General features: G+C 40.4%; 26 protein-coding genes. 3 read left to right on the forward strand and 23 right to left on the reverse strand.

Annotated elements, in window-relative coordinates; translation table 11 throughout:
• From J5M87_RS05405 to J5M87_RS05435, 7 genes are all read right to left on the reverse strand, one after another.
• Nucleotides 1-1062, reverse strand: coding sequence for an ABC transporter permease (locus J5M87_RS05405; RefSeq protein ID WP_154607983.1), 1062 nt, complete (start codon nucleotides 1060-1062; stop codon nucleotides 1-3).
• Nucleotides 1055-2590 (reverse strand): ABC transporter ATP-binding protein, encoded by a 1536-nt coding sequence (locus J5M87_RS05410; protein ID WP_154607984.1) that lies wholly within the window; start codon nucleotides 2588-2590, stop codon nucleotides 1055-1057. The genes J5M87_RS05405 and J5M87_RS05410 overlap by 8 nt, the downstream gene beginning before the upstream one ends.
• A gap of 149 nt (nucleotides 2591-2739) precedes the next feature.
• Nucleotides 2740-3813, reverse strand: a complete 1074-nt coding sequence (locus J5M87_RS05415; protein ID WP_154607985.1) for a BMP family lipoprotein — start codon at nucleotides 3811-3813, stop codon at nucleotides 2740-2742.
• Nucleotides 3814-3893: 80 nt separating this feature from the next.
• Complete coding sequence (locus tag J5M87_RS05420; protein ID WP_154607986.1) at nucleotides 3894-4283, reverse strand: cytidine deaminase; 390 nt, start codon at nucleotides 4281-4283, stop codon at nucleotides 3894-3896.
• Nucleotides 4270-4932 (reverse strand): deoxyribose-phosphate aldolase, encoded by a 663-nt coding sequence (gene deoC, locus J5M87_RS05425; protein ID WP_154607987.1) that lies wholly within the window; start codon nucleotides 4930-4932, stop codon nucleotides 4270-4272. Before deoC ends, J5M87_RS05420 begins: the two co-directional genes overlap by 14 nt.
• A 15-nt stretch (nucleotides 4933-4947) precedes the next feature.
• Nucleotides 4948-6225: a pyrimidine-nucleoside phosphorylase gene (locus J5M87_RS05430; protein ID WP_154607988.1), complete on the reverse strand. Its 1278-nt coding sequence runs from the start codon at nucleotides 6223-6225 to the stop codon at nucleotides 4948-4950.
• Complete coding sequence (locus J5M87_RS05435) at nucleotides 6222-6812, reverse strand: class I SAM-dependent methyltransferase (protein WP_154607989.1); 591 nt, start codon at nucleotides 6810-6812, stop codon at nucleotides 6222-6224. Before J5M87_RS05435 ends, J5M87_RS05430 begins: the two co-directional genes overlap by 4 nt.
• A 97-nt stretch (nucleotides 6813-6909) precedes the next feature.
• Between J5M87_RS05435 and coaA the strand changes: the two genes are divergently transcribed.
• The 3 genes from coaA to J5M87_RS05450 are packed head-to-tail and all read left to right on the forward strand — an operon-like array spanning nucleotide 6910 to nucleotide 8704.
• The gene (gene coaA, locus J5M87_RS05440; protein WP_154607990.1) at nucleotides 6910-7830 is read left to right on the forward strand and encodes a type I pantothenate kinase; all 921 of its coding nucleotides are present in this window, start codon (nucleotides 6910-6912) and stop codon (nucleotides 7828-7830) included.
• 57 nt (nucleotides 7831-7887) lie between these two features.
• Entirely contained in the window at nucleotides 7888-8136 is a 249-nt protein-coding gene (rpsT, locus tag J5M87_RS05445) for a 30S ribosomal protein S20 (RefSeq protein ID WP_012027069.1), read from the forward strand.
• Nucleotides 8137-8194: 58 nt separating this feature from the next.
• A complete protein-coding gene (locus J5M87_RS05450; RefSeq protein WP_154607991.1) occupies nucleotides 8195-8704 on the forward strand; it encodes a DNA topology modulation protein in 510 nt (169 codons plus the stop codon).
• Nucleotides 8705-8734: 30 nt separating this feature from the next.
• Here the strand turns inward: J5M87_RS05450 and J5M87_RS05455 are convergent, their stop codons facing one another.
• The 16 genes from J5M87_RS05455 to truB form a co-directional block, all read right to left on the reverse strand.
• Complete coding sequence (locus J5M87_RS05455; RefSeq protein ID WP_154607992.1) at nucleotides 8735-10501, reverse strand: flavocytochrome c; 1767 nt, start codon at nucleotides 10499-10501, stop codon at nucleotides 8735-8737.
• Nucleotides 10502-11093: 592 nt separating this feature from the next.
• On the reverse strand, nucleotides 11094-12488 hold the full coding sequence (locus J5M87_RS05460) for a sensor histidine kinase (RefSeq protein WP_154607993.1): 1395 nt from the start codon (nucleotides 12486-12488) through the stop codon (nucleotides 11094-11096).
• Complete coding sequence (locus J5M87_RS05465; protein ID WP_154607994.1) at nucleotides 12478-13152, reverse strand: response regulator transcription factor; 675 nt, start codon at nucleotides 13150-13152, stop codon at nucleotides 12478-12480. Before J5M87_RS05465 ends, J5M87_RS05460 begins: the two co-directional genes overlap by 11 nt.
• Before the next feature lie 406 nt (nucleotides 13153-13558).
• Complete coding sequence (gene phoU / locus J5M87_RS05470; protein WP_154607995.1) at nucleotides 13559-14215, reverse strand: phosphate signaling complex protein PhoU; 657 nt, start codon at nucleotides 14213-14215, stop codon at nucleotides 13559-13561.
• Nucleotides 14216-14233: 18 nt separating this feature from the next.
• On the reverse strand, nucleotides 14234-14992 hold the full coding sequence (pstB, locus tag J5M87_RS05475) for a phosphate ABC transporter ATP-binding protein PstB (RefSeq protein WP_154607996.1): 759 nt from the start codon (nucleotides 14990-14992) through the stop codon (nucleotides 14234-14236).
• Nucleotides 14993-15004: 12 nt separating this feature from the next.
• Nucleotides 15005-15808, reverse strand: a complete 804-nt coding sequence (gene pstB, locus J5M87_RS05480) for a phosphate ABC transporter ATP-binding protein PstB (RefSeq protein WP_154607997.1) — start codon at nucleotides 15806-15808, stop codon at nucleotides 15005-15007.
• 15 nt (nucleotides 15809-15823) lie between these two features.
• Nucleotides 15824-16711, reverse strand: a complete 888-nt coding sequence (pstA, locus tag J5M87_RS05485; RefSeq protein WP_154632441.1) for a phosphate ABC transporter permease PstA — start codon at nucleotides 16709-16711, stop codon at nucleotides 15824-15826.
• A complete protein-coding gene (gene pstC, locus J5M87_RS05490) occupies nucleotides 16701-17618 on the reverse strand; it encodes a phosphate ABC transporter permease subunit PstC (protein WP_154607998.1) in 918 nt (305 codons plus the stop codon). Before pstC ends, pstA begins: the two co-directional genes overlap by 11 nt.
• Before the next feature lie 2 nt (nucleotides 17619-17620).
• On the reverse strand, nucleotides 17621-18490 hold the full coding sequence (locus J5M87_RS05495) for a phosphate ABC transporter substrate-binding protein PstS family protein (RefSeq protein WP_154632442.1): 870 nt from the start codon (nucleotides 18488-18490) through the stop codon (nucleotides 17621-17623).
• 121 nt (nucleotides 18491-18611) lie between these two features.
• Entirely contained in the window at nucleotides 18612-19925 is a 1314-nt protein-coding gene (locus J5M87_RS05500) for an RsmF rRNA methyltransferase first C-terminal domain-containing protein (protein ID WP_154632443.1), read from the reverse strand.
• Nucleotides 19925-20683 (reverse strand): inositol monophosphatase family protein, encoded by a 759-nt coding sequence (locus J5M87_RS05505; protein WP_154608001.1) that lies wholly within the window; start codon nucleotides 20681-20683, stop codon nucleotides 19925-19927. The genes J5M87_RS05500 and J5M87_RS05505 overlap by 1 nt, the downstream gene beginning before the upstream one ends.
• Nucleotides 20673-20951 carry a UPF0223 family protein gene (locus J5M87_RS05510; protein ID WP_154608002.1) on the reverse strand — a complete coding sequence of 93 codons (279 nt, stop codon included), beginning with the start codon at nucleotides 20949-20951 and terminating at the stop codon, nucleotides 20673-20675. The genes J5M87_RS05505 and J5M87_RS05510 overlap by 11 nt, the downstream gene beginning before the upstream one ends.
• A gap of 2 nt (nucleotides 20952-20953) precedes the next feature.
• Nucleotides 20954-21361 (reverse strand): Spx/MgsR family RNA polymerase-binding regulatory protein, encoded by a 408-nt coding sequence (locus J5M87_RS05515; RefSeq protein WP_154608003.1) that lies wholly within the window; start codon nucleotides 21359-21361, stop codon nucleotides 20954-20956.
• Between the two features lie 76 nt (nucleotides 21362-21437).
• Complete coding sequence (locus J5M87_RS05520) at nucleotides 21438-22181, reverse strand: potassium channel family protein (protein ID WP_154608004.1); 744 nt, start codon at nucleotides 22179-22181, stop codon at nucleotides 21438-21440.
• Entirely contained in the window at nucleotides 22174-23097 is a 924-nt protein-coding gene (locus J5M87_RS05525; RefSeq protein WP_154608079.1) for a bifunctional riboflavin kinase/FAD synthetase, read from the reverse strand. The genes J5M87_RS05520 and J5M87_RS05525 overlap by 8 nt, the downstream gene beginning before the upstream one ends.
• A gap of 36 nt (nucleotides 23098-23133) precedes the next feature.
• Complete coding sequence (gene truB / locus J5M87_RS05530) at nucleotides 23134-24015, reverse strand: tRNA pseudouridine(55) synthase TruB (RefSeq protein ID WP_154608005.1); 882 nt, start codon at nucleotides 24013-24015, stop codon at nucleotides 23134-23136.
• Nucleotides 24016-24039: the final 24 nt, after the last annotated feature.

The following is a 24039-nucleotide window of genomic DNA, read 5'->3' on the forward strand; positions in this document are numbered from 1 at the left end:
TTAGTTAGCTCCTTTCGCTTTTTTGTTCCGTTTCAGTAATTGTTCAAAGACAAATTTCACACCGACAAAGAAGATGATAGAGGCAGTCACGACATTAATCAATTCAGGTGGGATTTGTGCTTTGACCATACCAGGTGCCCCAATTGATAACAAGCCAAACAAGAAGGCTGCTAATGGGATACCCAGAGGGGAATTAGAAGCAAGCAGGGCAACGGACATCCCGTTAAAACCGATATCCAAATTTCCGCCCTGTGTATAGACATTTTGGAAGGTTCCAAGTCCTTGTACTGCGCCACCAAGACCCGCTAAAGCACCTGAGATAATCATGGATAGAATAATGGTTCGTTTTGCTGACATTCCTGCATAGTCTGAAGCAGTTGGATTCAATCCTACAGAGCGGATTTCAAAACCAAGTGTTGTCTTGGTCAATAAGAACCAAATAAGGAGTACCGCAATAATTGCAAAGAAAATACCAATATTCATCCGTGAATTATCTGTTAAAGAACGAAGCCATTCTGTTTGGTAAGAAGCATTCGCAGAGATATTGATACTCGAATCCTTGTTCTTCATCAAATCAGAAGCAAAGACATTGCGAATAATGTAGTTGCTAGAGTAGAGCAAGATATAGTTCATCATAATGGTCACAATAACCTCACTCGTCCCCAGATAAGCCCGTAAAACACCTGGTATGGCACCAGCAATTCCGCCTGCAATCATAGCAATGGCAATGGTTGCAAGAATTAAGATAGGTCTTGATAAATCTGGATTTTCGAGAGCAAACCAGCCAGCAAATACCCAACCTACAAGCGCTTGACCTGATAAACCAACGTTAAAAAATCCTGCTCGGCTCGCAACAGCAAATCCAAGTGCTGTAAAAATTAAGGGGGCCATCGCTCGGAAAATTTCACCAATTGATTTGACAGAACCAAAGGCAGAATAGAATAATTCTTCATAACCCCAAAGTGGATCATAACCGAAAACCAGCATAATAATCGCTCCTAGTAGCAATCCAGATACGACTGCTAACAAAGGAAGGGTGATATTTTGTAACTTCTTAGGCATTTGCTTCCTCCTTTTCAAGTTTTCCACCAGCCATTAAGAATCCTAATTCTTGTTTATTGGTCTTGGCAGGATCGACAATACCATGAATCACACCATCGTGAATAACCGCAATACGGTCAGACACATCTAAAATTTCGTCCAATTCAAAGCTGACAACTAGAACAGCTTTGCCCTTATCCCGTTCAGCAATCAAGCGTTTCCGAATATATTCAATCGCACCAACATCTAAACCACGAGTCGGTTGGCTGACAATTAACAAATCAGGGTTTCGGTCAATTTCACGGGCAATGATCGCTTTTTGCTGATTTCCTCCAGAAAGTGCCTTTGCTGGAACAACTTCACTTGCACCACGAACATCAAACTCTGCCATTAAATCACGGGCCTTTTGATTAATGGTATCGTAATTTAAAATACCATTTTTTGAAATAGGCTCTTTATAATAAGTCTGTAAAGCAATATTTTCTGCCACGGTCATTTGTAGAACTAAACCATCCCGATGACGATCTTCTGGTACATGACTGACATTCATTTCTGTGATTTTACGAGGCGTTTTTCCAACAACATCTTCTCCTTTGATCAGAATTTGACCAGATTTAACCTTACGAAGACCTGTAATAGCCTGAATCAGCTCACTTTGACCATTTCCGTCAATTCCTGCAATTCCCACTACTTCGCCAGCTCGTACATCAAGCGACAAGCCTTTCACCGCTGGAATGCCACGGTTTTCATTAACTTCCAAATCTTTAATGGAAAGAATCACTTCTTTTGGATTGGCCGCAATTTTCTCTGTTTTAAAGGATACCGAACGTCCAACCATCCATTCTGCCAAGTCTTCATTGCTTGCTCCAGCAACTTCAACTGTTTCAATCGATTTTCCACGACGAATAACTGTAACGCTGTCTGCTACTGCACGAATCTCATCTAGTTTATGGGTAATCAAAATAATCGATTTCCCTTCTTGAACTAGCGCCTTCATAATTTTTAGCAATTCGGTGATTTCAGCTGGTGTTAGAACCGCAGTTGGTTCATCAAAAATCAATAAATCTGCACCACGATACAGTGTTTTTAGAATCTCTACACGTTGTTGAGCCCCTACTGAGATGTCTGCTACTTTTGCAGTCGGATCGACATCTAAGCCATATTTGGCTGACAATTCTTTAATCTCCTGAATAGCTTTTTTTATATCAATGACACCGGCTTTAGTGGTCTCACTTCCCAAAATAATATTTTCAGCTACTGTAAAGGCATCAACTAGCATGAAATGCTGGTGTACCATTCCAATTCCAAGATGAGCCGCCTTAGAAGGAGAGTCAATTGTAACCACTTGGCCATTGATAGCAATTTCACCACTTGTAGGCTCAAGCAAGCCTGCAAGCATATTCATCAAGGTTGATTTTCCAGCACCATTTTCTCCTAAAAGGGCATGAATTTCCCCACGTCTGACATTCAAATTGATGTGATCATTCGCCACAAATTCCCCAAAGATTTTTGTGATTTCTCGCATCTCAATGACATAATCTTTTGTCATAATCTTCTTCCTTTCAGACTATTATTTTTTGTCAGCAAAACCTATCAATACCTTTACTGATAAGCTTTGCTAAGAGAAAATAAATTCTTCCCCTCAACTCCTAAAACGGCGACCGAGTCAGGTCGCCGTTTCGGATTACACACTATTCGTTATTTTTTCTCAGGTGTTTCTGGAACTTCAACTTTCTTGTCCAAGATGTCTTTCTTAGCAGCAGCTACTGCTTCTGACGCTTCGCTTGAAAGGTTTGTTTCAGCCAAGTCTACACCTTTATCAGCAAGTGAGAATGTGATGATTTCTCCACCAGGGAATTCACCTTTAAGAGCTTTGTTGGCAAGATCTTTTACAGAAGTACCAACTTGTTTCAATGTTGATGCAAGAACAAAGTTTGATTCTTTACCATCTTTAGAAGTATATTTACCTTCTGCTGATTGGTCACGGTCTACACCGATTACCCAAACTTTATCTGCTTCATTACGCGTTTCATTTTCTGCTTTAGCAGCAGCAAATACACCGTTACCGGTACCACCTGAAGCATGGAAAATAACGTCTGCACCAGCAGCATATTGAGCAGCTGCCAATGTTTGACCTTTCGCTGCATCTGCAAATGAAGCAGCATAGTCAACTGTAATCTTAATGTCTTTGTTTACTGATTTTGCACCAGCTACAAATCCAGCTTCAAAACGGTCAATGATAACCCCTTCAACACCACCGATGAATCCAACGTGGTTTGTTTTTGTTGCTTTTGCAGCCGCTACACCTGCAAGGTAAGATGCTTCATGGTCAGCAAATCCAACGCTTGCTACGTTCTTTTGATCTTTTACAACGCTATCGACGATAACATAGTTTGTGTCAGGGTTGTTTGGTGCTACTTCAGCAATCGCATTTTCCAAGGCAAAACCGATACCAAATACAAGGTTGTAACCACCTGAAACAGCTGAATCAAGGTTTGTTACGTAGTCAGATTCGCTACCAGATTGGAAGTAAGTATAACCAGCGTCTTTCTTGAGACCATTTTCATCACCCCAAGCTTGCAATCCTTCCCAAGCAGATTGGTTAAATGAACGGTCATCAACACCACCAACGTCTGTAACAACTGCTGCTTTTACTGCTGAATCTTTTTCTGACATTGAATCAGCATCATTTTTTGCTGCACGGCTTCCACAAGCAGCAAGAGCCAAAGTTGCAAGTGTTGCAACACCTAAACCAACAAGTTTTTTGTTCATTTCTGAACCCTCCTAAAAATTCTTTGTGCAACTTTCGTTGCAAAATGGAAATGATACAGTCAACTGACTGCCTTACAGATTTACGTTAAATCTGTAAAAGAATACGGAAGTAACTCCCCGACTGTCATCTCGACTGTCGATTTATCTTTAGCAACCAATGTTACTTTTAGATCCTGATCAAAAAATTCTGCCATGACTTGGCGACATGCACCACAGGGTGAAACTGGTTTTTCTGTTTGACCATAAACAATCAACTCAGAAAATTCCAAGACACCTTCTGAAACGGCTTTGAAAATCGCTGTCCGTTCGCCACAGTTGGTCAATCCAAAACTAGCATTTTCAATGTTAACACCGGTAAAAATTTGACCATTCTTAGCAACTAAAACAGCTCCAATTGGAAAATGAGAATAGGGTACGTAGGCTTTCTTACTAACTTCAATAGATAAATCAATCAAATCAGTAGTCGCCATCTGCCTGTTCCCCTTTCATAATCGCTACACCCGAAGAAGCTCCGATACGAGTCGCACCTGCTTCAATAAAGGCTTTGGCATCTTCGTATGAACGTGCACCACCAGATGCTTTTACACCCATATCTGACCCAACTGTTTTTCTCATCAAGGCTACATCTTCTACTGTTGCACCACCTGTTGAGAAGCCAGTTGATGTTTTCACAAAGTCAGCACCTGCTTCTTGTGATAATTGACAGGCTTTGACTTTTTCCTCGTCGGTCAAAAGACAGGTTTCGATGATGACTTTCACCAACTTATCACCGCTTGCTTCCACAACCGCTTGAATATCTTTCAATACTGTATCGTAATCTTGCGATTTTAAGGCACCAACATTGATGACCATGTCAATCTCATCGGCACCATTTGCGATGGCATCCTTGGTTTCAACTGCTTTTACAGCTGATGTATTTGCTCCCAAAGGAAAGCCGATAACTGTACAAACCTTGACATCTGTACCTTGTAATTCTTTCGCTGAAAGAGCTACCCAAGTTGGATTAACACAGACGCTTGCAAAATCGTATTCTTTTGCTTCGTCAATAATCGCTAAAATTTGTTCTTTTGTAGCATTTGGCTTCAATAGAGTGTGATCAATATATTTATTTAATTTCATGTTTTTCTCCGTACATTATGAAACAATTTCTATAATTTCTTTCGTTTTTACACTCACATTTCCTATTTTAACATTTTTTTGGAAATTTGTAAGCATATTTTCCGAAATATTTTCATTTGTAAAAATAGTGGCAATTTCTTGACCTGCTTCAACAGGTTCACCGACCTTTTTATGGAAGACAATTCCTGTCTCATAATCTAAGCTGTCTGTTTTCACAGCTCGTCCTGCACCTAACTTCATGGCAAACAAGCCAAATTCTAAGGCTGGCAAGGCGGTAATGTAACCACTTTCCTGAGCAAATACCGGCACTTGATGTGTCACTTGGACTGGTCGATACAAATCGTCCAAATCGCCCCCTTGCGCCAGAACCATTTCTTCAAACTTGCGCAGAGCCGATCCATCTACTAAATGAGCATGAACTTCCTCGATAGTCTTTTCAACATTAGCAAGGCCTAGCATAATCTGTGCCAATTCACAGATAAACTCTGTTACATCTTTTCGTCCCTTACCTTGTAAAATGTCCAAGGCTTCGAGAATTTCCAGACGATTTCCGATACTGGTACCGACAGGCTGTGACATATCCGTAATTACTGCAACGGTCTTTCGTCCAACTGCTTTTCCTAGTTCGACCATGGTTTGAGCCAATTGACGAGCATCTTCAATATTCTTCATGAAGGCCCCCTCACCAACCGTTACATCTAGTAAAATAGCATCCGCACCAGCTGCAATTTTCTTAGACATAACAGAACTTGCAATCAAAGGGATAATATCAACCGTAGCGGTTACATCTCGTAAGGCATACAACAACTTATCGGCTTTTACCATATTATCTGATTGGCCAATAACGGATACGCCAATCTCTTGCACCTGTTTGATAAACTGATTCTGAGTCACTTCAATCTGGTATCCCTTGATTGACTCTAATTTGTCCAAGGTTCCACCCGTATGACCAAGGCCACGGCCACTCATTTTGGCAACAGGAACTCCAAAACTAGCTACTAGTGGTGCTAAAATTAAGGTTACCTTATCTCCGACACCACCAGTTGAGTGCTTATCTACCTTAATACCTGAAATTGCTGATAGGTCAATTTCTTCACCGCTTGCCACCATCGCCATGGTTAAATCAGAAATTTCACGAGTAGACATTCCTCTAAAATAAATCGCCATAGCAAAAGCAGCCATCTGATAATCAGGGACAGTACCATTTGCATAGCCACTAATCAGCCAGTTAATTTCATCTGTGGTGAGTTCATGATCGTCTCGTTTTTTCTGAATTAAGTCGACTGTTCTCATTCTTTCACGCTTTCTAAAATATAATACCCCTTATCTTTCTTCAAGATAGTACAGTTTCCAAAAACCTCCTCCATTTTAGCTTTGGCACTCGGAGCACCTTGCTTTTTCTGAATCACGATTGTCAATCGTCCAGAATCAATCAAATAGTCATAAGCTCCTGTGATGATTTCATGGACAACTGCCTTTCCAGCTCGAATGGGAGGATTCGAAATCACATAGTCAAAAGTTCCTGATACTACTTCATAGATATCGGACTGGAAAATAGCGGCTTCAACCTTATTTTTTTCAGCATTTTGAATGGCTAAATCAACTGCTCGACTATTAATATCGACCATGGTTGGTCGCACACCAAAAACCTTCCCTAAAGTCAAACCAAGTGGACCATATCCACAGCCCACATCTAGTAATCTTTTATCTTTTTCCAACTCTACTGTATTCAAGAGCACTTGGCTACCGTAGTCCACCATTTTCTTGCTGAACACCCCTGCATCTGTCAAGAAGAACATTTCTTCACCAAGCAGAGTGACACGAAGCTCATGAAGATCATGAGCCACACTAGGATTTTTCTCGTAATACATATTTGCCATACTCTTATTATATCATTTAATAAAAACGTTTACAAGTGATTGCTTTATCCCCCTCCTATCATTTTACACCTGTAAAAAATCATGCTACAATGGTGCTATGAAGAATGAATTGATCAATTTTGAAAAAATCAGTCGCCAAACCTGGCAACAATTACACCGAAATACCACTGTTCCGCTCACACAAGAAGAACTGAATTCAATCAAAAGTTTCAATGATAAGATTAGCCTCCAAGATGTCCTAGATGTCTACCTACCCCTTATCAATTTGATTCGGATTTATAAGAAGGCAAGCGAGGATCTTTCTTTTTCCAAGAGTCTCTTTTTACAGAAGAAAATTAAGACCCAGCCGTTTATCATTGGCATCTCAGGTAGTGTCGCTGTCGGAAAATCGACCACCAGTCGTCTCTTACAAATTTTATTAACCCGAACCTTTAAGCATGCCAAAGTAGAAATGGTGACCACAGATGGATTTCTCTATCCCAATACTGTTTTAAAAGAGAAAAATATCCTTGACCGAAAAGGTTTCCCTGAATCCTATAATATGGAATTGTTACTGGACTTTTTAAATCATATTGAAAATGGGCATGATTATCAGATTCCTGTCTATTCCCATGAAGTTTATGATATTGTCCCAGACCAACAACAAACTATTTCAGCGCCAGACTTTCTCATTGTTGAGGGAATCAATGTTTTCCAAAATCCTCAAAATCAGCACTTGTATGTCAGCGATTATTTTGATTTAGCGATTTATGTTGATGCAGCAGTTGATGATATTGAAACGTGGTACTTGGAGCGTTTCAGAAAATTACTGAAATTAGCTCAAAGCAATCCCAATAACTATTATCATCGCTTCCTAGAGCTCTCAGAAGAGGAAGTTTCTCATTTTGCTCATAGTATTTGGGAGACTATCAATCTGGTCAATCTCAAAGATTATATTGAGCCAACTAGACATCGGGCAGATATTATTCTTCATAAAGCAAAAAATCATGAAATTGATGAAATTTACTTGAAAAAATAATTTCCACTTGTCAAAATCTATTTTTTCAGATATAATGGTATAGTTAGTACAGAAAAGGTGGAGGTGAAACCATTGGCAAACATTAAGTCAGCTATCAAACGTGCTGAATTGAACGTAAAACAAAACGAAAAAAACTCAGCTCAAAAATCAGCTATGCGTACTGCAATTAAAGCATTTGAAGCAAATCCTTCTGAGGAGCTTTTCCGCGCTGCTAGCTCAGCTATTGATAAAGCAGAAACAAAAGGTTTGATTCACAAAAACAAAGCAAGCCGCGACAAAGCACGTCTTGCATCAAAACTTGCTTAATAAAAAAGAAGAGCCCTTGGGCTTCTTTTTTTATCCAAATTTCTAGAAAGGTTCTGACATGAAAATTGTAATCATCGGCTATAGCGCTTCTGGCAAATCAACACTAGCTAGCTATCTCGGTAAGCATTATAAGATTCCCTGTCTACATTTGGATAAGTTACGATTTCTTCCTAACTGGCAGGAACGACCAGATGAAGACATGCGCAACCAGCTCCAGACTTTTTTAGAGAATGATTCATGGGTCATTGAAGGAAATTACAGTTCGTTTTGTTATCAAGAACGGCTGGAAGAAGCCGATCAAATCATCCTAATGACCTTCTCTAGGTGGACTTGTTTACTTCGAGCTATTAAACGCTATATCACATACAGAGGAAAAGTCAGAGATAGTATGGCAGAAGGCTGTACCGAAAAACTTGACTGGGCATTTATCCGCTGGATTTTAAAAGATGGTCGTTCACAAAAAGCCCAGATACGCTACCAAACAATCTCCCAAACCTATACGGATAAGGTCACCATCCTTCACAATCAGAGAGAATTGGATGAATTTAGGAATAAAGTAAAAGGCTAAACAGTAAAACTTAGCCTTTTTTATTGCATATTATTTCATCGTGCCAACTTGTTTACCAGCAATGCGTCCGTAAGTGATAATATCAGTAATAGCATTACCACCGAGACGGTTTTTACCTTGGATTACACCTGTCAATTCACCTGCTGCGTAAAGGCTAGGAATTGCTTTACCACTTTCATCTAGGACTTCTGTCTTTTCGTTGATGACAAGTCCACCCATTGTGTGGTGTACAGATGGTGCGGCTTTTTCAATGTAGTATGGACCTTTTTCAAGAGATACCAAGCCTGCACGATGATGGAAATCCTTATCTTCTCCAGCTTTTGCATAGGCATTGACTTTAGTAAGAGTTTCTTTCAAGGTATCAACATCAATATCAAAGAATTTTGCTGCTTCTTCAATCGTGTCAGCCTTAACCAATAATTTTTCACGAATCAACTCATCGTATTCTGCCTTGTGGGCTTCTTTGGTCTTAGAAATCGCATCGATATCGTCATTCCAAATTTGGTAGCAATAACCACCTGTTTGCGCAAGGATTGCTTTAGAAATCACGTCACGGCGTTCTAATTCTTCTACAAAGCGTTTTCCTTCTTGGTTAACCAAAATTGCGCCATCAAAGCGTGTATCAGCTAGCAAGGAAATCATACCTGTTTTTGGATTAGCAATTGGATAGGTTTGAATGCTTTCCATATTGGTAAGGGCAGCACCTACTTCTTGTGCCATGATAATTCCGTCTCCTGTTGTACCAACAGAATCCGTAGAATGGTAGCGTTCGTCGTATTCTTTGTTGTATTTCTTACGCATTTCAACATTTGAACCAAAACCACCAGTTGTTAAAATAACCGCATCATTAGCATGGAAGGTCAATTCGCGTTTCTCTCTGTCTGTTGCAGTAAGACCAACGATTTTTCCGCTGCCATCTTTCATCAACTTCTCAGCTTTAACATTCAAGAAAACTGGAATTTTTAGCTCGTCTGCTTTCATTTTCAATTTAGTAATCAATTCGGCACCTGTATGACCAACTGGAATCAAGGCACGCTTGTAGCTATGTCCACCAAATTGGAACAATTGGTCTGCTAAAAATTCAACTTTGATCTCATCGCGAAGCCATTCAGCTGATTCCAAGGCTTTTTCAGCCATCAATCGAACCATCTTCGGATCACCAACGTTATCTCCACCTTTCATAGTATCTTGGTAATACACATCAACGGAGTCGCCTTCAATACCTAATTTCTTTTGTACCCAGTTACCTGGCGCATTCATTTCACCACCAGAAAGGAGGGTATTCCCCCCAATTGCAGGAAGTTTTTCAAGAATCGCAACAGATTTACCAGCCTGAGCTGCTTCAATTGCTGCACTAAATCCTGCTCCTCCAGATCCGACAACTACGACGTCAAAGGTTTGTTCTGTTGGCAGTTTTTCTTTTTCCTTAGCTTGTTTTGATTTTTTAGCTGCTACGAGTGTGATACCTGATTTTTCAACAGCATCTTTAACTGCATTTATATAGCCTTCACTCGTTGCAGAAGCGCCAGATACTGCTTCAACATCTGCTGAGTTTTGAGCAATAATCATCTCTTGCAACTCTTCATAAACAGGCTCAGAGAGAACCTTATTTTCATCCTGCTCTAGTACATCAATCTTTGTAATAGCTCCATCGGCAATCGTGACAGCCACTTTAATTTCACCGTGCTTACCATTACCAACACCTTCAAAGGTTCCACCTTTTTTCGCAGTGGAACAACCAAATAGTAGCAATACTGCGACAAAGCTAAGCAGTATGACCTTCAAACTTCTTTTCATCTTATCTCCTTTTCCTTCTATTGACTTTGCAATAGGCATGAAATAATATGTGCATTATATCACATTCCTATTCTAGCACAAAAAAGAAATAATGCAATCGTTACCACGATTATGAGTAAAGTCTGAAAATTATCATTTTTCAATAAAAAGTTGCTGAGACAAACCATGGTGAGCGCGATGCGCTCAACCACAAAAGAATATAATCTGGAAGACTACGTATAAAAAGTCCCTAATCTCATTATTTTTGTAGCTTTACCACTTTAGCGCATATCAATAGTCAGGGGAGTGACGATTGATACCTGAACTTGGAAATCAAAAAGCGAGGATTGTCTGTTTTGTAAAACGTTGATAAATCAACATTCTATTAGAAGAGGCTAGCGAACAGTTCTTCGCTAGCCCTATTTCCAACCTTTCACAATTCTCAATTATGACAGCTAAGCAGCATGCGAGTCCAGTAGACTGTTAATACTGGAGCCTAGAAATGAGAAAGCGAAATTGACAAAATCGATTTCGACAAAATCACGATTGTGTCCCACTCCCTATCATATCACTAGCCATATGTCTTGTTTAGTTGCATATCTTGAACAAAGCATTATTTACGGTATTCTTTAGGAATCTTAACTTCAAAAACAGTGCCTTTGGGCTGATGATCTTGAACGGTAATTGTTCCATGTAAGGTATCAATGATTTGCTTCGCAAGAGAGAGACCGAGGCCGAATCCACCTTTTTGACGCGTTCTCGCTTTATCAACCCGGTAGAAACGATCAAAGATTTTTGTTTTATTTTCTGGACTAATGCCCAATCCATTATCGGCTACTTTAATAGAAAGAAAACGATCTTTTATCTGAATATCAATCCAGATATGTCCATCATCTTCTGAATACTTTATCGCATTATCAACTAAAATCGTCAGTAACTGCTTGAGCAGAGTCTTATCTGTACGAATCACTTCCTTAACGGTATGATTGACTTCCAAAATCTTTCCATTTTCTTCCGCCATGATGATATAATTTGCCAATATTTCATCAAAGAAGGCTGGCTGAACAGCAATAATTTCTGGTTTCAAACCATCATCTCTTCGTGCTAGGTTTAATAGATTCGTTGTTAAAAGGCGCATATTGCGCACCTCCGCAAGACTAGAAGCAATATTTTCACTGCTATCCATAATTGTTGCTTCAGGATGTCTAAAAAGACTTTCCAAACGGTTTTGTAGGACAGTAAGCGGTGTTCGCAATTCATGACTCGCATTCTCCACAAACTCTTTCTGCTTTTGAAAACTAGCAAGAATAGGGCGCATACTGACATTGGACAGGTAAATACTTGCGACAATCGAAATCAACCAAAAGCCAATCATGACGATCATAACCGTCGCTTCATACGATGCAATAGAGAAGCGAATCTGACTGGTATTAAAGAGAACGGTAGCATATTTGATATCTAGACCCACATAAGCTGAAGCAGCTTCTTCTGGTACTTCAATACTCATACAACGATAGTATTCTTTTTCTCCAAAAGGTGTTGTTACTTCACATTCTGTAATGGTATTCAGTGACTTAGCAGATAAGATAAGACTAGATAAACCAGAAAAGTAGTCTACTTGATTGAGACGATTTCCACGGCTATCATAGAGAATAACATGGTAATTCGTATTCAGGCGAATTTTAGAACTGGAATAAAAGGAAACAGACTTCTCTTTCTCATCCTCTTTCTGTGAATTCCCTGAATTATTTTTAGTAGCCTTTGTATTTTTTTCCCAGATGATTTCTGCTTCTGGAGACAAGCCGCGCGCCCGTGCAAATTCCATCATCATTTCCGGATTATTCACAATTTCTCTAAAATTCTCATCCGAAGTCTGATACATGGTTGAACGCATCAACTGGAAAATAATGATTGTCATCAGGCTGAAAATCAGCGTAAAGACAGCAAAATAACGGATAAAATAAGAAAAATTATCCGTACGATAGAGTTTGCGAAATTTAATCAGCATTTTTCAAGATATAACCGACACTCCGTAGGGTATGCAATTGCTCCCCAAAGGCCGTCCCTTTCAATTTTTTTCTAATTTTAGAGACATATACTTCCACAACTGAAATAGTGGTATCACTATCAAAACCCCAAATTCGGTCAAAAATTTGTGTCTTTGGTAAAATGACATTTTGATTCTGCAAGAAATAGAGTAGTAAATCAAACTCTTTTCCTAAGAGTTCGACTTCTTTCCCATTTATGGTAGCTGTATTGGTTGAAAGGTCCACAGACAGTTCTCCAAAGGTGAGGGTATTTTGACTGAACTTTCCAGAGCGTTTCAAAAGGGCCTGAATCCGCATCTTCAACTCTTCCAAATAAAAGGGTTTGGTTAGATAGTCATCTGCTCCAAGCTCAAAACCATGCCCCTTATCGTCTATACTTTCCTTAGCGGTTGTAATCAGAACAGGCGTTGTAATCCCCTTAGCCCTTAGTTCTTTCAGAACTTGAAAGCCGTCTTTTTCCGGCAACATCAAATCGAGCAAGATGAGGTCATATACTCCTGATTCTGCCTCATATAACCCCTCATCTCCGTCAAATACCTGCATCACATCTGCAAAATCATCTAAAAAATCAAAGACTGAATTGGATAAACTGATATCATCTTCTACTAATAAAATCTTAATCATTCCATCTCTCCTATTTCTCCATTATACCATGAGATTTCCTATAGTTTACTCCACTAAACTTAAAAGAAGCTAAAAAATCTGGACAGAGTCCAGATTTCAGCTTGAAGAAAAAGTCTTTTTATTGCCACCATCCTCATGTGCTTTCGGACATCAGCGACTTCCTTCGGAGTAAAATAATCTAGTGGATTATTTTAGCCCGAGCCCAGAAACAAAGGAACGAGGATAATCGATTTCAACGAAATCACGACTTCTGTCCCCGCTTTTAGCACGGCGAAGGTGGCGGTATTGTGCTCGCTACGCTCGCAAATTTTCTAACCTTAAAACTACAGAAAATGAAATATCATTGTAATATTTTTCTGAATTGTGAGGTTTGTCTACATTCTGATTTGGACAGTCATCCAGTTTTTTACAATTCTGTAATATTGCCTGTGCGGAGGTAAACGACCCATTCACAGATATTTTTGGCATAGTCACCGATACGTTCAAGGTAGGAAATAACTTGGAAGTAGTCCCGACCAGCAATCAAGGCATCCGGATTTTTTTTGATTTCCTCTGTTGCCAAATCCTGGATACTTGTATAGTATTGGTTGATGATTTCATCATGGGCTGCGAGTTCATATGCTTGCTCTGTTTCCCCACCATTGAGATATAATTCCAAGGCAGACTCAACTAAGCGACGGACTTCCCGTCCCATTTTCTTGATTTCAGCTTCCACAACCTGAATACGGACTTCCCCTTTCATCCGAATAGCTGCTTCTGCAATAGATACCGCATGGTCACCCATCCGCTCCAAGTCATTAGTAGCCTTCAAAACAGTGATGACCGTGCGCAAGTCAGTTGATACCGGTTGTTGTAAAGCGATAATTTCAAGTGACTTTTTCTCTAGCTTAATTTCAAAAGCATTGATTTTAGCATCTGATTCAATCACTTCTTTTGCCAATTCACGATCATGCGAGATAAAGGCTTGTACAGTATTATTGATTTGCCCAAGAACTTCATTTCCCATAGCATAGAATTGATTGTGCAATTTATCTAGTTCTTCTTCAAATTGTGTTCTTAACATAGTTGGTGTTCCTTTTTATTATCCAAATTTTCCTGTGATGTAATCTTCCGTTTCCTTATTGCGAGGGTTCAAGAAGACTTCCTTGGTCTTATTGTACTCAATCAAATCGCCATCGAGGAAAAAGCCTGTTCTGTCTGAAATACGTGAAGCTTGCTGCATCGAACGTGTCACCAAGACCATGGTATACTTGTCTTTCAGGCCATATAAGGTATCTTCAATTTTTCCTGCTGAAATAGGGTCAAGTGCGGAAGTTGGTTCATCTAGCAAGATGATTTTAGGACTCGTTGCAAGAACCCGCGCTACACAGACTCGTTGCTGCTGTCCACCTGATAAACCAATTGCAGAATCATGTAAACGATCCTTTACTTCATCCCAAATCGAGGCGCTCGTTAGGGATTTTTCAACTGCTTCATCTAAAACCTGTTTGTCTTTCACACCATTAATCCGCAGACCATACACCACATTTTCATAAATGGTCATTGGGAAGGGATTGGGCTGTTGGAAGACCATTCCAATCTCTTTTCGCAAATCAACCGTATCCGTGCGAGGACTATAAATATTTCGACCATTGTAATCAATCGCTCCTGTCAAGGTCACCTCCGGATTCAAATCTCCCATGCGGTTAATTGAACGCAAGAGGGTTGATTTTCCAGAACCAGAGGGCCCAATGAGGGCTGTGATTTCATTTGGATAGAAGTCAATGGAAACGTTGTTTAAGGCCTTTTTCTTATTGTAATAAACAGACAAGTCTTTGACTTGTAAAATCGGTGCTGTCATCAAAGTTCCTTTCTATCCAAAGTGTCCTGACACGTAGTCATTTGTTGATTGTAATTTAGCATTTTGGAAGATATTGGCTGTCTTATCATACTCAATCAAATCTCCCAAATAAAAGAAGGCTGTGTAATCACTTGCGCGAGCTGCTTGTTGCATGTTGTGGGTCACAATGATAATCGTATAGTTCTTTTTCAATTCGAACATGGTTTCTTCCAACTGCATAGTGGCAATCGGATCAAGTGCTGAGGCAGGCTCATCCATGAGGAGAATTTCTGGTTTCACTGCGATAGCACGAGCAATACACAAGCGTTGTTGCTGTCCTCCTGATAGGGTCAAGGCTGACTTATGTAAATCATCTTTAACTTGATCCCATAGAGCTGCTTGTTTGAGAGAAGTTTCGACAATCTCATCCAAGACTTTTTTATCTTTGACACCCGCACGTTCATGAGCAAAGGTGATATTGCGGTAAATTGATTTAGCAAAGGGATTGGGACGCTGGAAAACCATTCCAATGTGCTTGCGCATTTCGTAGACATTGATTTCAGGGCGGTTCACATCCACACCTTCATAGAGAATTTCTCCTGTAACCTTAGCAATATCAATGGTATCATTCATACGGTTCAAACTACGAAGATAGGTTGATTTCCCAGAGCCAGACGGGCCGATGAGGGCTGTAATTTTATGTTTTTCAAACTGCATATCAACACCCTTAATCGATTCCTTACTACCATAATAGACATGTAAATCCTTGGTTTCTAAGGCAATCTTCTCCTGAGGAAAGGTGATGATATGCTTTTCATTCCAATTGTATTCTGCCATTTTTTCTCCTCTACTCTAGGCTGCAGATGTTAATTTTGCATGCAATTTTTTACCGATATAACGTGCAGATACATTGAAAATCAAAATGAAAATCAAGAGAATAGCTGCACTACCAGCTGAAACCTGCGTTGCATCTGGAATCGTTCCTTCACTATTAACCTTCCAGATGTGAACTGCCAGCGTTTCTGACTGACGGAAAATCGAAATCGGACTGGTAACACTCAAAGGATTCCAGTTTGACCAATCAAGGGCTGGCGCTGATTGACCTGCGGTATAGATAAGAGCCGCAGCTTCCCCAAAAATAAGACCAGAAGCAAGGACAATTCCGGTTACAATTCCTGGAAGTGCTTCAGGGATGACAACGTGAAATACTGTTTCCCAACGTGAAATACCAAGAGCTAGACCAGCTTCGCGCTGCGTATGGTGAACATGGCGCAAACTATCTTCGACATTGCGCGTCATTTGTGGCAGATTAAAGACTGTCAAAGCTAAGGCACCTGATAGGATAGAAAAGCCGTATTGAAATTGGACAACAAAAATCAAATAACCAAAGAGACCAACAACCACAGAGGGAAGAGAAGACAAAATTTCAATACAGGTACGGATAAAATTGGTCAAGCGACCCTTTTTCGCATATTCTGCCAGATAAATTCCTGCACCCATTGAAAGTGGAACAGAAATCAAGAGCGTAATCACTAATAGGAAGAAGGAATTATAGAGCTGAATGCCAATTCCTCCACCTGCTTGATAGGAAGAAGATTTCCCAGTTAGGAAAGACCAACTCACATGAGGAAGACCTCGTAGCAAGATATACAAAATGAGGGAAGCTAAAATGGCAACGATAATAATCGCTATCGAGTACAAAATCCCTGTCGCTAATTTATCAACTTTTTTAGCGTGCATAGTTTCTCTTCCTCTCTCTTGTAATAAATTTCATAATCAAGTTAAAGACCAAACTCATCAATAATAGAACGAGAGCCAATGACCAGAGAACATTATTTTGGACAGTACCCATAACCGTATTTCCAATTCCCATGGTCAAGACAGATGTCAGGGTTGCAGCTGGTGTTGTTAGAGAAGTTGGTACAACTGCTGAATTTCCTACAACCATTTGAATCGCAAGAGCTTCACCAAAGGCACGAGCCATACCAAAGACAACCGCAGTAAAAATACCAGACTTGGCTGCATGCAAGGTCACACGCCAAATTGTTTGCCAACGAGTAGCTCCCATGGCAAGACTTGCTTCACGATAATGACGTGGCACAGCTTTTAAGCTATCAACTGTCATAAAGGTCACAGTTGGCAAAATCATGACAAAGAGGACAAAAACCCCTGACAAAATACCAAAACCTGTCCCACCGAAAATCGAGCGGACAAAAGGTACCACGACCTGAAGGCCAATAAATCCATAGACAACGGATGGAATCCCAACCAAGAGTTCAATAACCGGTTGCAAAATCTTGGCACCATATTTCGGCGATACCTCCGTCATGAATACAGCTGCTCCAATAGCAAAAGGTGTTGCAATAAGGGCAGATAAAATCGTAACAACAAATGATCCAGCAATCATTGGAAAAGCACCGAAGGACTTAATGGCTGGTTTCCAAACGGTTCCAAATAGAAATTCAAAGATGTTGACACCATTCACAAAGAAGGTCGACAAACCTCTTTGGGCAACAAAGAGTAAAATCATCGCTACGATGAATACAATCAAGGCTAGGCAAAAAAAGGTAATGCTCTTTCCAAATTTCTCTAAGCGAGAATTTTTAGAAGGGGACAGCAATTCTTTGGCAAGTTTTTCATTTTTCATGCTTACTTCTTCTCCTTCACTGTACCGTCTGCGCTCTTGGTTACTTTCATATCATTGACTGAAATATAACCCATATCAACGACAATTCCTTTTTGAATTTTTTCAGACATGACATAGTCTAGAAATTCCTTTTCAAGGCCAGTCGCTTCACCCTTGGTATACATGTGTTCGTAAGACCAGATTGGCCAATCATTGGTAACAACATTGTCCATTGTAGGTTCAAAACCATTCAGCTGAATTGTTTTTACTGAGTCATCGATATAGGAAAAGGCAAGATAGGAAATCGCCCCCGGAGTCTGAGAAACGATTGACTTAACCATTCCGTTTGAGTCTTGTTCCAAACTCTGCGCTGGCTCTTCCCCTTTCATCACAACCGTATCAAAGGTTGCTCGTGAACCAGAACCGACTGCTCGGTTGATAATGGAAATCTCTAAATCTTTTCCACCTAGTTCTTTCCAGTTTTTAATGTCACCCGTAAAAATCTTCTTGAGCTGATCAAGGCTAATATCCTTGACATTAACTTCCTTATTCACGATGACAGCAATGCCTGCAACAGCTACTTGGTAATCAACTAACTGGGTAGCATCAATCCCTGATTTTTCTTCAGCAAAGACATCACTATTTCCAATCTGAACAGCACCTGACTGAACTTGAGACAGGCCAGTACCTGATCCACCACCTTGGACATTAACCGTTTTGCCCTTATTTTCAACGCTAAATTCATCAGCTGCTGCTTCAACTAAGGGTTGAAGGGCAGTCGATCCAACTGCTGTAATGGATTCTCCACGATCAATCCATGAAGCACAAGCAGACAAACTAAGGCTCGCTGAAAGGCATAAGGCGATGAGGCCAAGCTTACGCTTTTGTTTCATTTTTTCTTTTTCCTTTTCATTTTTGCGTGGCTTTCCCTGCAATTACATCTCATTTACACGAAAGTTCCACAATTCCACTATATCATATAACATTCTAACTTGCAAAGTATTTCTAACCCATTTATTTTGATGAAAAACGCAGCCCTTTTGGAAAAGAATTTTTGAGCGTTCCTGAGACAACTTTTGCAAAACCTAGGCCATTTCCAGCTACTGAAACTTGATACCAACCATTGGTCAATTCTGTTGAAACCGCAAGGGTTTGTCCAGCGACATATCGGAAAAAGTCCTCTTCTGAAATCTCGACTCGGTACTTGACCTCGTCGCTCCGTAAGGCCAAACCTAGGGCAAAACTTGGCTCAAACCGCTTTTTCTTAAAGGTTCCCAAATGCAAACCATTTCGAGCAATTCTCAACTTTGAAATATCTGGCAAACCATGTGGGAGAAGATAGAGTTCATCACCAAAGACCTGCAAGATTCCTTCTGCTTTAAACATGAGAGAGCCTTGTGAAAACTCCTGCCATAATTGCTTCTGCTCACGATTGAGATTTGACTGATTGCCTTTTAACTTCTTGCTTGAAGCCTTCTTGCCATGGTATTGAAATTTAGCCACAAACTGACCTTCGCCTTTAAACAGATGCGGGTACATTCGAGCCGTCTCTGAAAAGCCAATTCCTTCTACCATACCATTGATTTTAGGAATATCCACTAACTCCACTTCATAGTGATCTAGCAACCATTGAACAATCTCTTCGTTTTCTTCTGGCGCCCAAGTGCAGGTTGAATAGATTAGCTGACCATTTGGGGCCAGCATCTCCATCGCAGCCCTTAAAATTTCCTTTTGTAACTCCGCACACTCACTTGGATAGTCGCTTGACCAATAGTCTATCGCTCCTGGATCCTTGCGAAACATCCCCTCACCCGAACAAGGTGCATCTAAGATAATCATATCAAAATAATCCGCAAAAACTCCTGCCAAGCGCTCAGCTGATTCATTGGTCACTAGAACATTGCGAGCTCCAAATCGCTCAATATTTTCCACTAAGATTTTCGAGCGTTTTTTTGAAATTTCATTGCTGACAAGAAGTCCTATATTGCCCAAATAGGATAAGAGATGAGTCGATTTTCCTCCTGGTGCAGCAGCTAAATCCAAGACCTTCATGCCCTCTTGAGGAGCAGCTACCTGTCCTACCACTTGTGCTGCTGGCTCCTGTGAATAGACTAAACCAGTGACATGTTCGACCGATCGACCCGATACCTTTCCATAATAAGACCATGGCATTTGCTCAATCTTATGATCAAATGACCACTGTGTTTCCTTTAAGGGATTTGTCCGAAAGCCAGCTACTGGTTCTTCCTGAAAGCTGTCAAAAAAGGCTGGTGCTTGTGCACCGAGCAGTTGTTCGTATTTCTCTATAAAATCGTTTGGTAATACCATCACCGTAAATACCTTTTTATCTCATTTATTTTTTCAGTTGGGGCAAAAATAATATACTCACGACCGTAAAAAGCTGGTTTCTTGCCACTTGTTGTCATCATGGTATAGCCGAGCTTCTCCCCCAAAATACTTGCTGCAGCGTAATCCCAAGGATAGATATAGGAAGCCTGAGCCAGTAAACGGCCTGTCAAAACATGAGCAAAGCTAATCCCTGCACTACCGATTGAACGAGTTCCCAAAGTGTGATCTGCCATATCCCCTAATCCTGCATAATTTTGAGCATAGAGCCCTGCATTGAGACCAATCAACCCTTCTTTTAAAGACTTGCTTTGAAATGGAGGCAAGAGCCTGTCATTTTCATAAACTGGAAATTGACCTCCACCATGATACAGTTTATCTTCTATCACATCATAAATCAGGCCAAATTGACCAAGACCATCTTCAAAATACGCAACTAAAACAGCAAAATCTGCCTTTTGAACGATGAAATTTGTCGTTCCATCAATGGGATCAATCACCCAGACCTTCCCTTGACCTAAGGGTAAATGCTCTAGACTCTCTTCTCCTAAAATACGATCTGTTGGATAACGCTCCATAATCTTTGCCGTTAGATTTTCCTGAACCGTCTTATCCAACTGGGTGACCAAATCTGTAAAATGTCCCTTTTCTTCAATGACCAATTCATCCTCTAAATGCTGTCTTAAAAATTCTCCAGCATCTAAAACAAGCTCTTTGGCAAATTGATATTTATCTTCCAAGAGAAATCACTCCCTTTCCTTGCTCCTTTGCCTGCTTGACTGCGCGATAGGTTGAATAACCCGAAGCTGCTTCAAATTCACGGTCAATTCGGCGTTCTTCTCCCTTGCTTTTTACAACTGTTTTAAATTGATTGTAGGTTTCAAGAAGGGCTGTAACTGTTACACCACCCTCATAGGCCTTTTCCACCTGATTCAAAAAAGAAAGCACGGAGGATAACTCCTCTGTGCTCCACGAGAAATCAAGTGGATATGAATAATTCTTTTCCATATCTATCCTTGTCCTATTTCCGCTTTTAAGGTTGCATTTTTTAATTCTTGCTTTCGATATTTCCGTGGTAAAAAAGCCCGGATTTCATCCTCATTAAATCCAATCTGCATTCGCTTTTCATCTAGAATAATCGGACGACGTAGCAAACTTGGATAAGCTGCTATCAATTCAATCAACTCTGAAATAGAGAGTTCCTCTACATCAACATTTAGCTTTTGAAATACCTTTGAACGTGTCGAAATCAAATCATCTGTCCCATTCTCTGTCAGAGCTAAAATTTTTCTCAATTCCTCTGTCGTCAAGGGACTGGTCATAATATTATGTTCCGAGAAAGGTACCTGATGATTGGTTAACCATGCTCTAGCTTTACGACAACTCGTACAACTAGGAGATAAAAACAGTGTAATCATAAGCCTACCTTTCTAGTTTATTTTCCTACCTTCTATTATACACTAGATAAGAGGCTTTTACAAGATAAAATCAGACTTATCCTTGCTTATCCCCTAATAAATCATCGATTTTGGCTTCTAACCGCTGCAAGACGAGATGTTGCTCTGCAATTTTTAAGGAAAGCTCGTCAATTTTGGCATCCCGTTCGCTATCAACAAAGAAGCGGGTAATAATCGCAGTGACCATCCCAAAAGTCAAAATGCCAATCAGCATGAGGACAATCGCAATCACTTTGGCAATCGTCGTATGGGGGACAATATCTCCATAGCCAACAGTTGTCATGGTTACAATCGACCACCAGAGAGCATTTAGAAAGGTATGCTTTTCAACAATAGTAAGAACACCACTTGCCACCATGACCGCAGCAAAATTGAGGACCAAGATTTTATACAAACCGCTGGTATTCATCAATTTACGCAGGATATCCCATAGCTTACTAGATATTGCAATCAGTCGTGTAAATTTGAGCACGCCAAATAATTTTGTAAAGCGGGCAATGCGACCAATTCTGAAAAAGGCTGCCAGCTGCACAAATGGGAGTATGGCAATCAGATCGAGAATATTCTTGCGGACATACTCGCCTTTATTCTCTGCATAATAGAGATTACTGCTATAATCAAAAACAAAAATCCCCCAAAGTAAGGTATCACACACATGATACAATAAGCTCTGAGAGGAAACAAGGGCCAACATTTCACTGATAATCAGCAACACGTATAGCACTGCCATCACAATCATCACAACTTCATAGCGCGAATCTTTAATGATTTTCTTAATCATGATCCTTCCAAGTGAGCGCCCTTCGCTCGTCTTCCTTCATTTGTGTCATGAGGGCATCAATGCCATCAAATTTAATCATTTCACGTATTTTTTCTAACCAATAAATCGTAATTTTTTCACCATAGATATAACGTTCAAAGCCAAAAATATGAGCTTCCAAGCGTAACTCTGTTCCATCAAAAGTCACATTCTTCCCAACACTAGCCATGGCACGATAGCGTTGCCCAGCAATGGCAACATCTGCAACATAAACACCGTCTGCCGGTAAGTGAACCGCATCAAGTGGTGCAAGATTCGCTGTTGGATAACCAATCGTCCGTCCTCTTGCATCGCCATGGACAACAATGCCCCGTGTTTCAAAAGGATAGCCCAATAATCGATTGGCTTCGACTACTCGCCCTTCTTGGACGGCCTTGCGAATCCGAGTGGATGATATTTTTTCTCCATTTAATTGGACTTCTTCAACCACTTCTACTTCACCGTCAAATAGTTCTTTTAACTCTGCAACCGTTGCTCTAGTATTTCCAAAATGATAATCAAAGCCAACTACCACAACACTAGCCTGCAATCCTTTAATATAGTTTTCAATGAACGCTTCAGGTGTTGTTGCAGCAAAGGAACTGGTAAAATCTGTCAGATACAGTTGATCAACACCGTACTCTTCAAATAACTGGAAGCGACGCTCTGCACTTGTCAAATGACGAAGTAAGTCAGGACTAAAGCGGGTAAAAGCCAGACGAGGTGACTCTGGAAAGGTCAGAACAGTTACCGTCAATCCACGTTGATCTGCTATTGCACGCGCCTTATCTAACAAGGCCTTATGCCCTAAATGAATGCCGTCAAAATACCCCAATACCAATACGGTGTCTCCTTGGGGCTGAATGTCTTTATAATCGTTTATTGTTATCCGTTTCATCATTGTATTATTGTATCATAAAGCTCTGAAAAAGACCTAGATAAAAACCTTTCTAGGCTTATAGGAACCTTCTCTTTTTTCTAACATGGCAACTAATTGCCCTTCAAAGAAAGCAGCAAGGACATTTTCTGACCTATCTAGTACCACAAAACGTCCATGTTTTACATCCGTTACTTCTTCTTCCGTCAGCAAAATTTTTGGTACATCGCCAATTCCTTGCTCAATCGGTTGCAAAAATGTGACATCATCCATTTGCACTAAGTGAGCAATTTCTTCAATGGTCAACGCATCTGCAATCACCATGCCTGAAGAACCTGTCCGCACCAAATGAGACATATGGCTAGCAAAACCGAGTTGAGTTCCTAAGTCCACGGACAAGGTACGCACATAAGTTCCTTTACTACAACGCACACGAAAGGAAAAGCGTACACAGTCATTTTCAAAAAGGAGTGGGCTAATCCGATCAAACTGATAGATGTCTACCTGACGCTCAGGTCGCTCAACTGTTTCCCCAGCTCGTGCATATTCGTAGAGCTTGCGGCCATTGACCTTAACTGCCGAATACATAGGAGGAATCTGGGTGATTGTTCCGACAAACCCTTGCATAGCTTGGTCGATTTCTTCTTCCGTCAAAGTCGTCGGAATTGCAGTCCGCTCCACCACTTCACCAGACGCATCTTCTGTCGTCGTTGAAAAGCCAAGCGTGATTTCGCCCTCGTAGACTTTCCCTTCTTCCTGCATATATTCAATGAGGCGGGTCGCTTTTCCAACCGCAATTGGCAAGACCCCTGTCACATCTGGGTCAAGGGTGCCGCCGTGTCCAATCTTCTTTTCTCTTAAAATCTTACGTAGTTTAAATACCACATCATGCGAGGTCATCCCCGCTTCTTTTTTTACATTGATAATTCCTGAAAGCATAGAACTATTATAGCATAGAAATGG

The sequence above is a fragment of the Streptococcus sp. zg-86 genome (genome assembly GCF_017639855.1).
In the GTDB taxonomy this organism is placed as follows: Bacteria; Bacillota; Bacilli; order Lactobacillales; family Streptococcaceae; genus Streptococcus; species Streptococcus zhangguiae.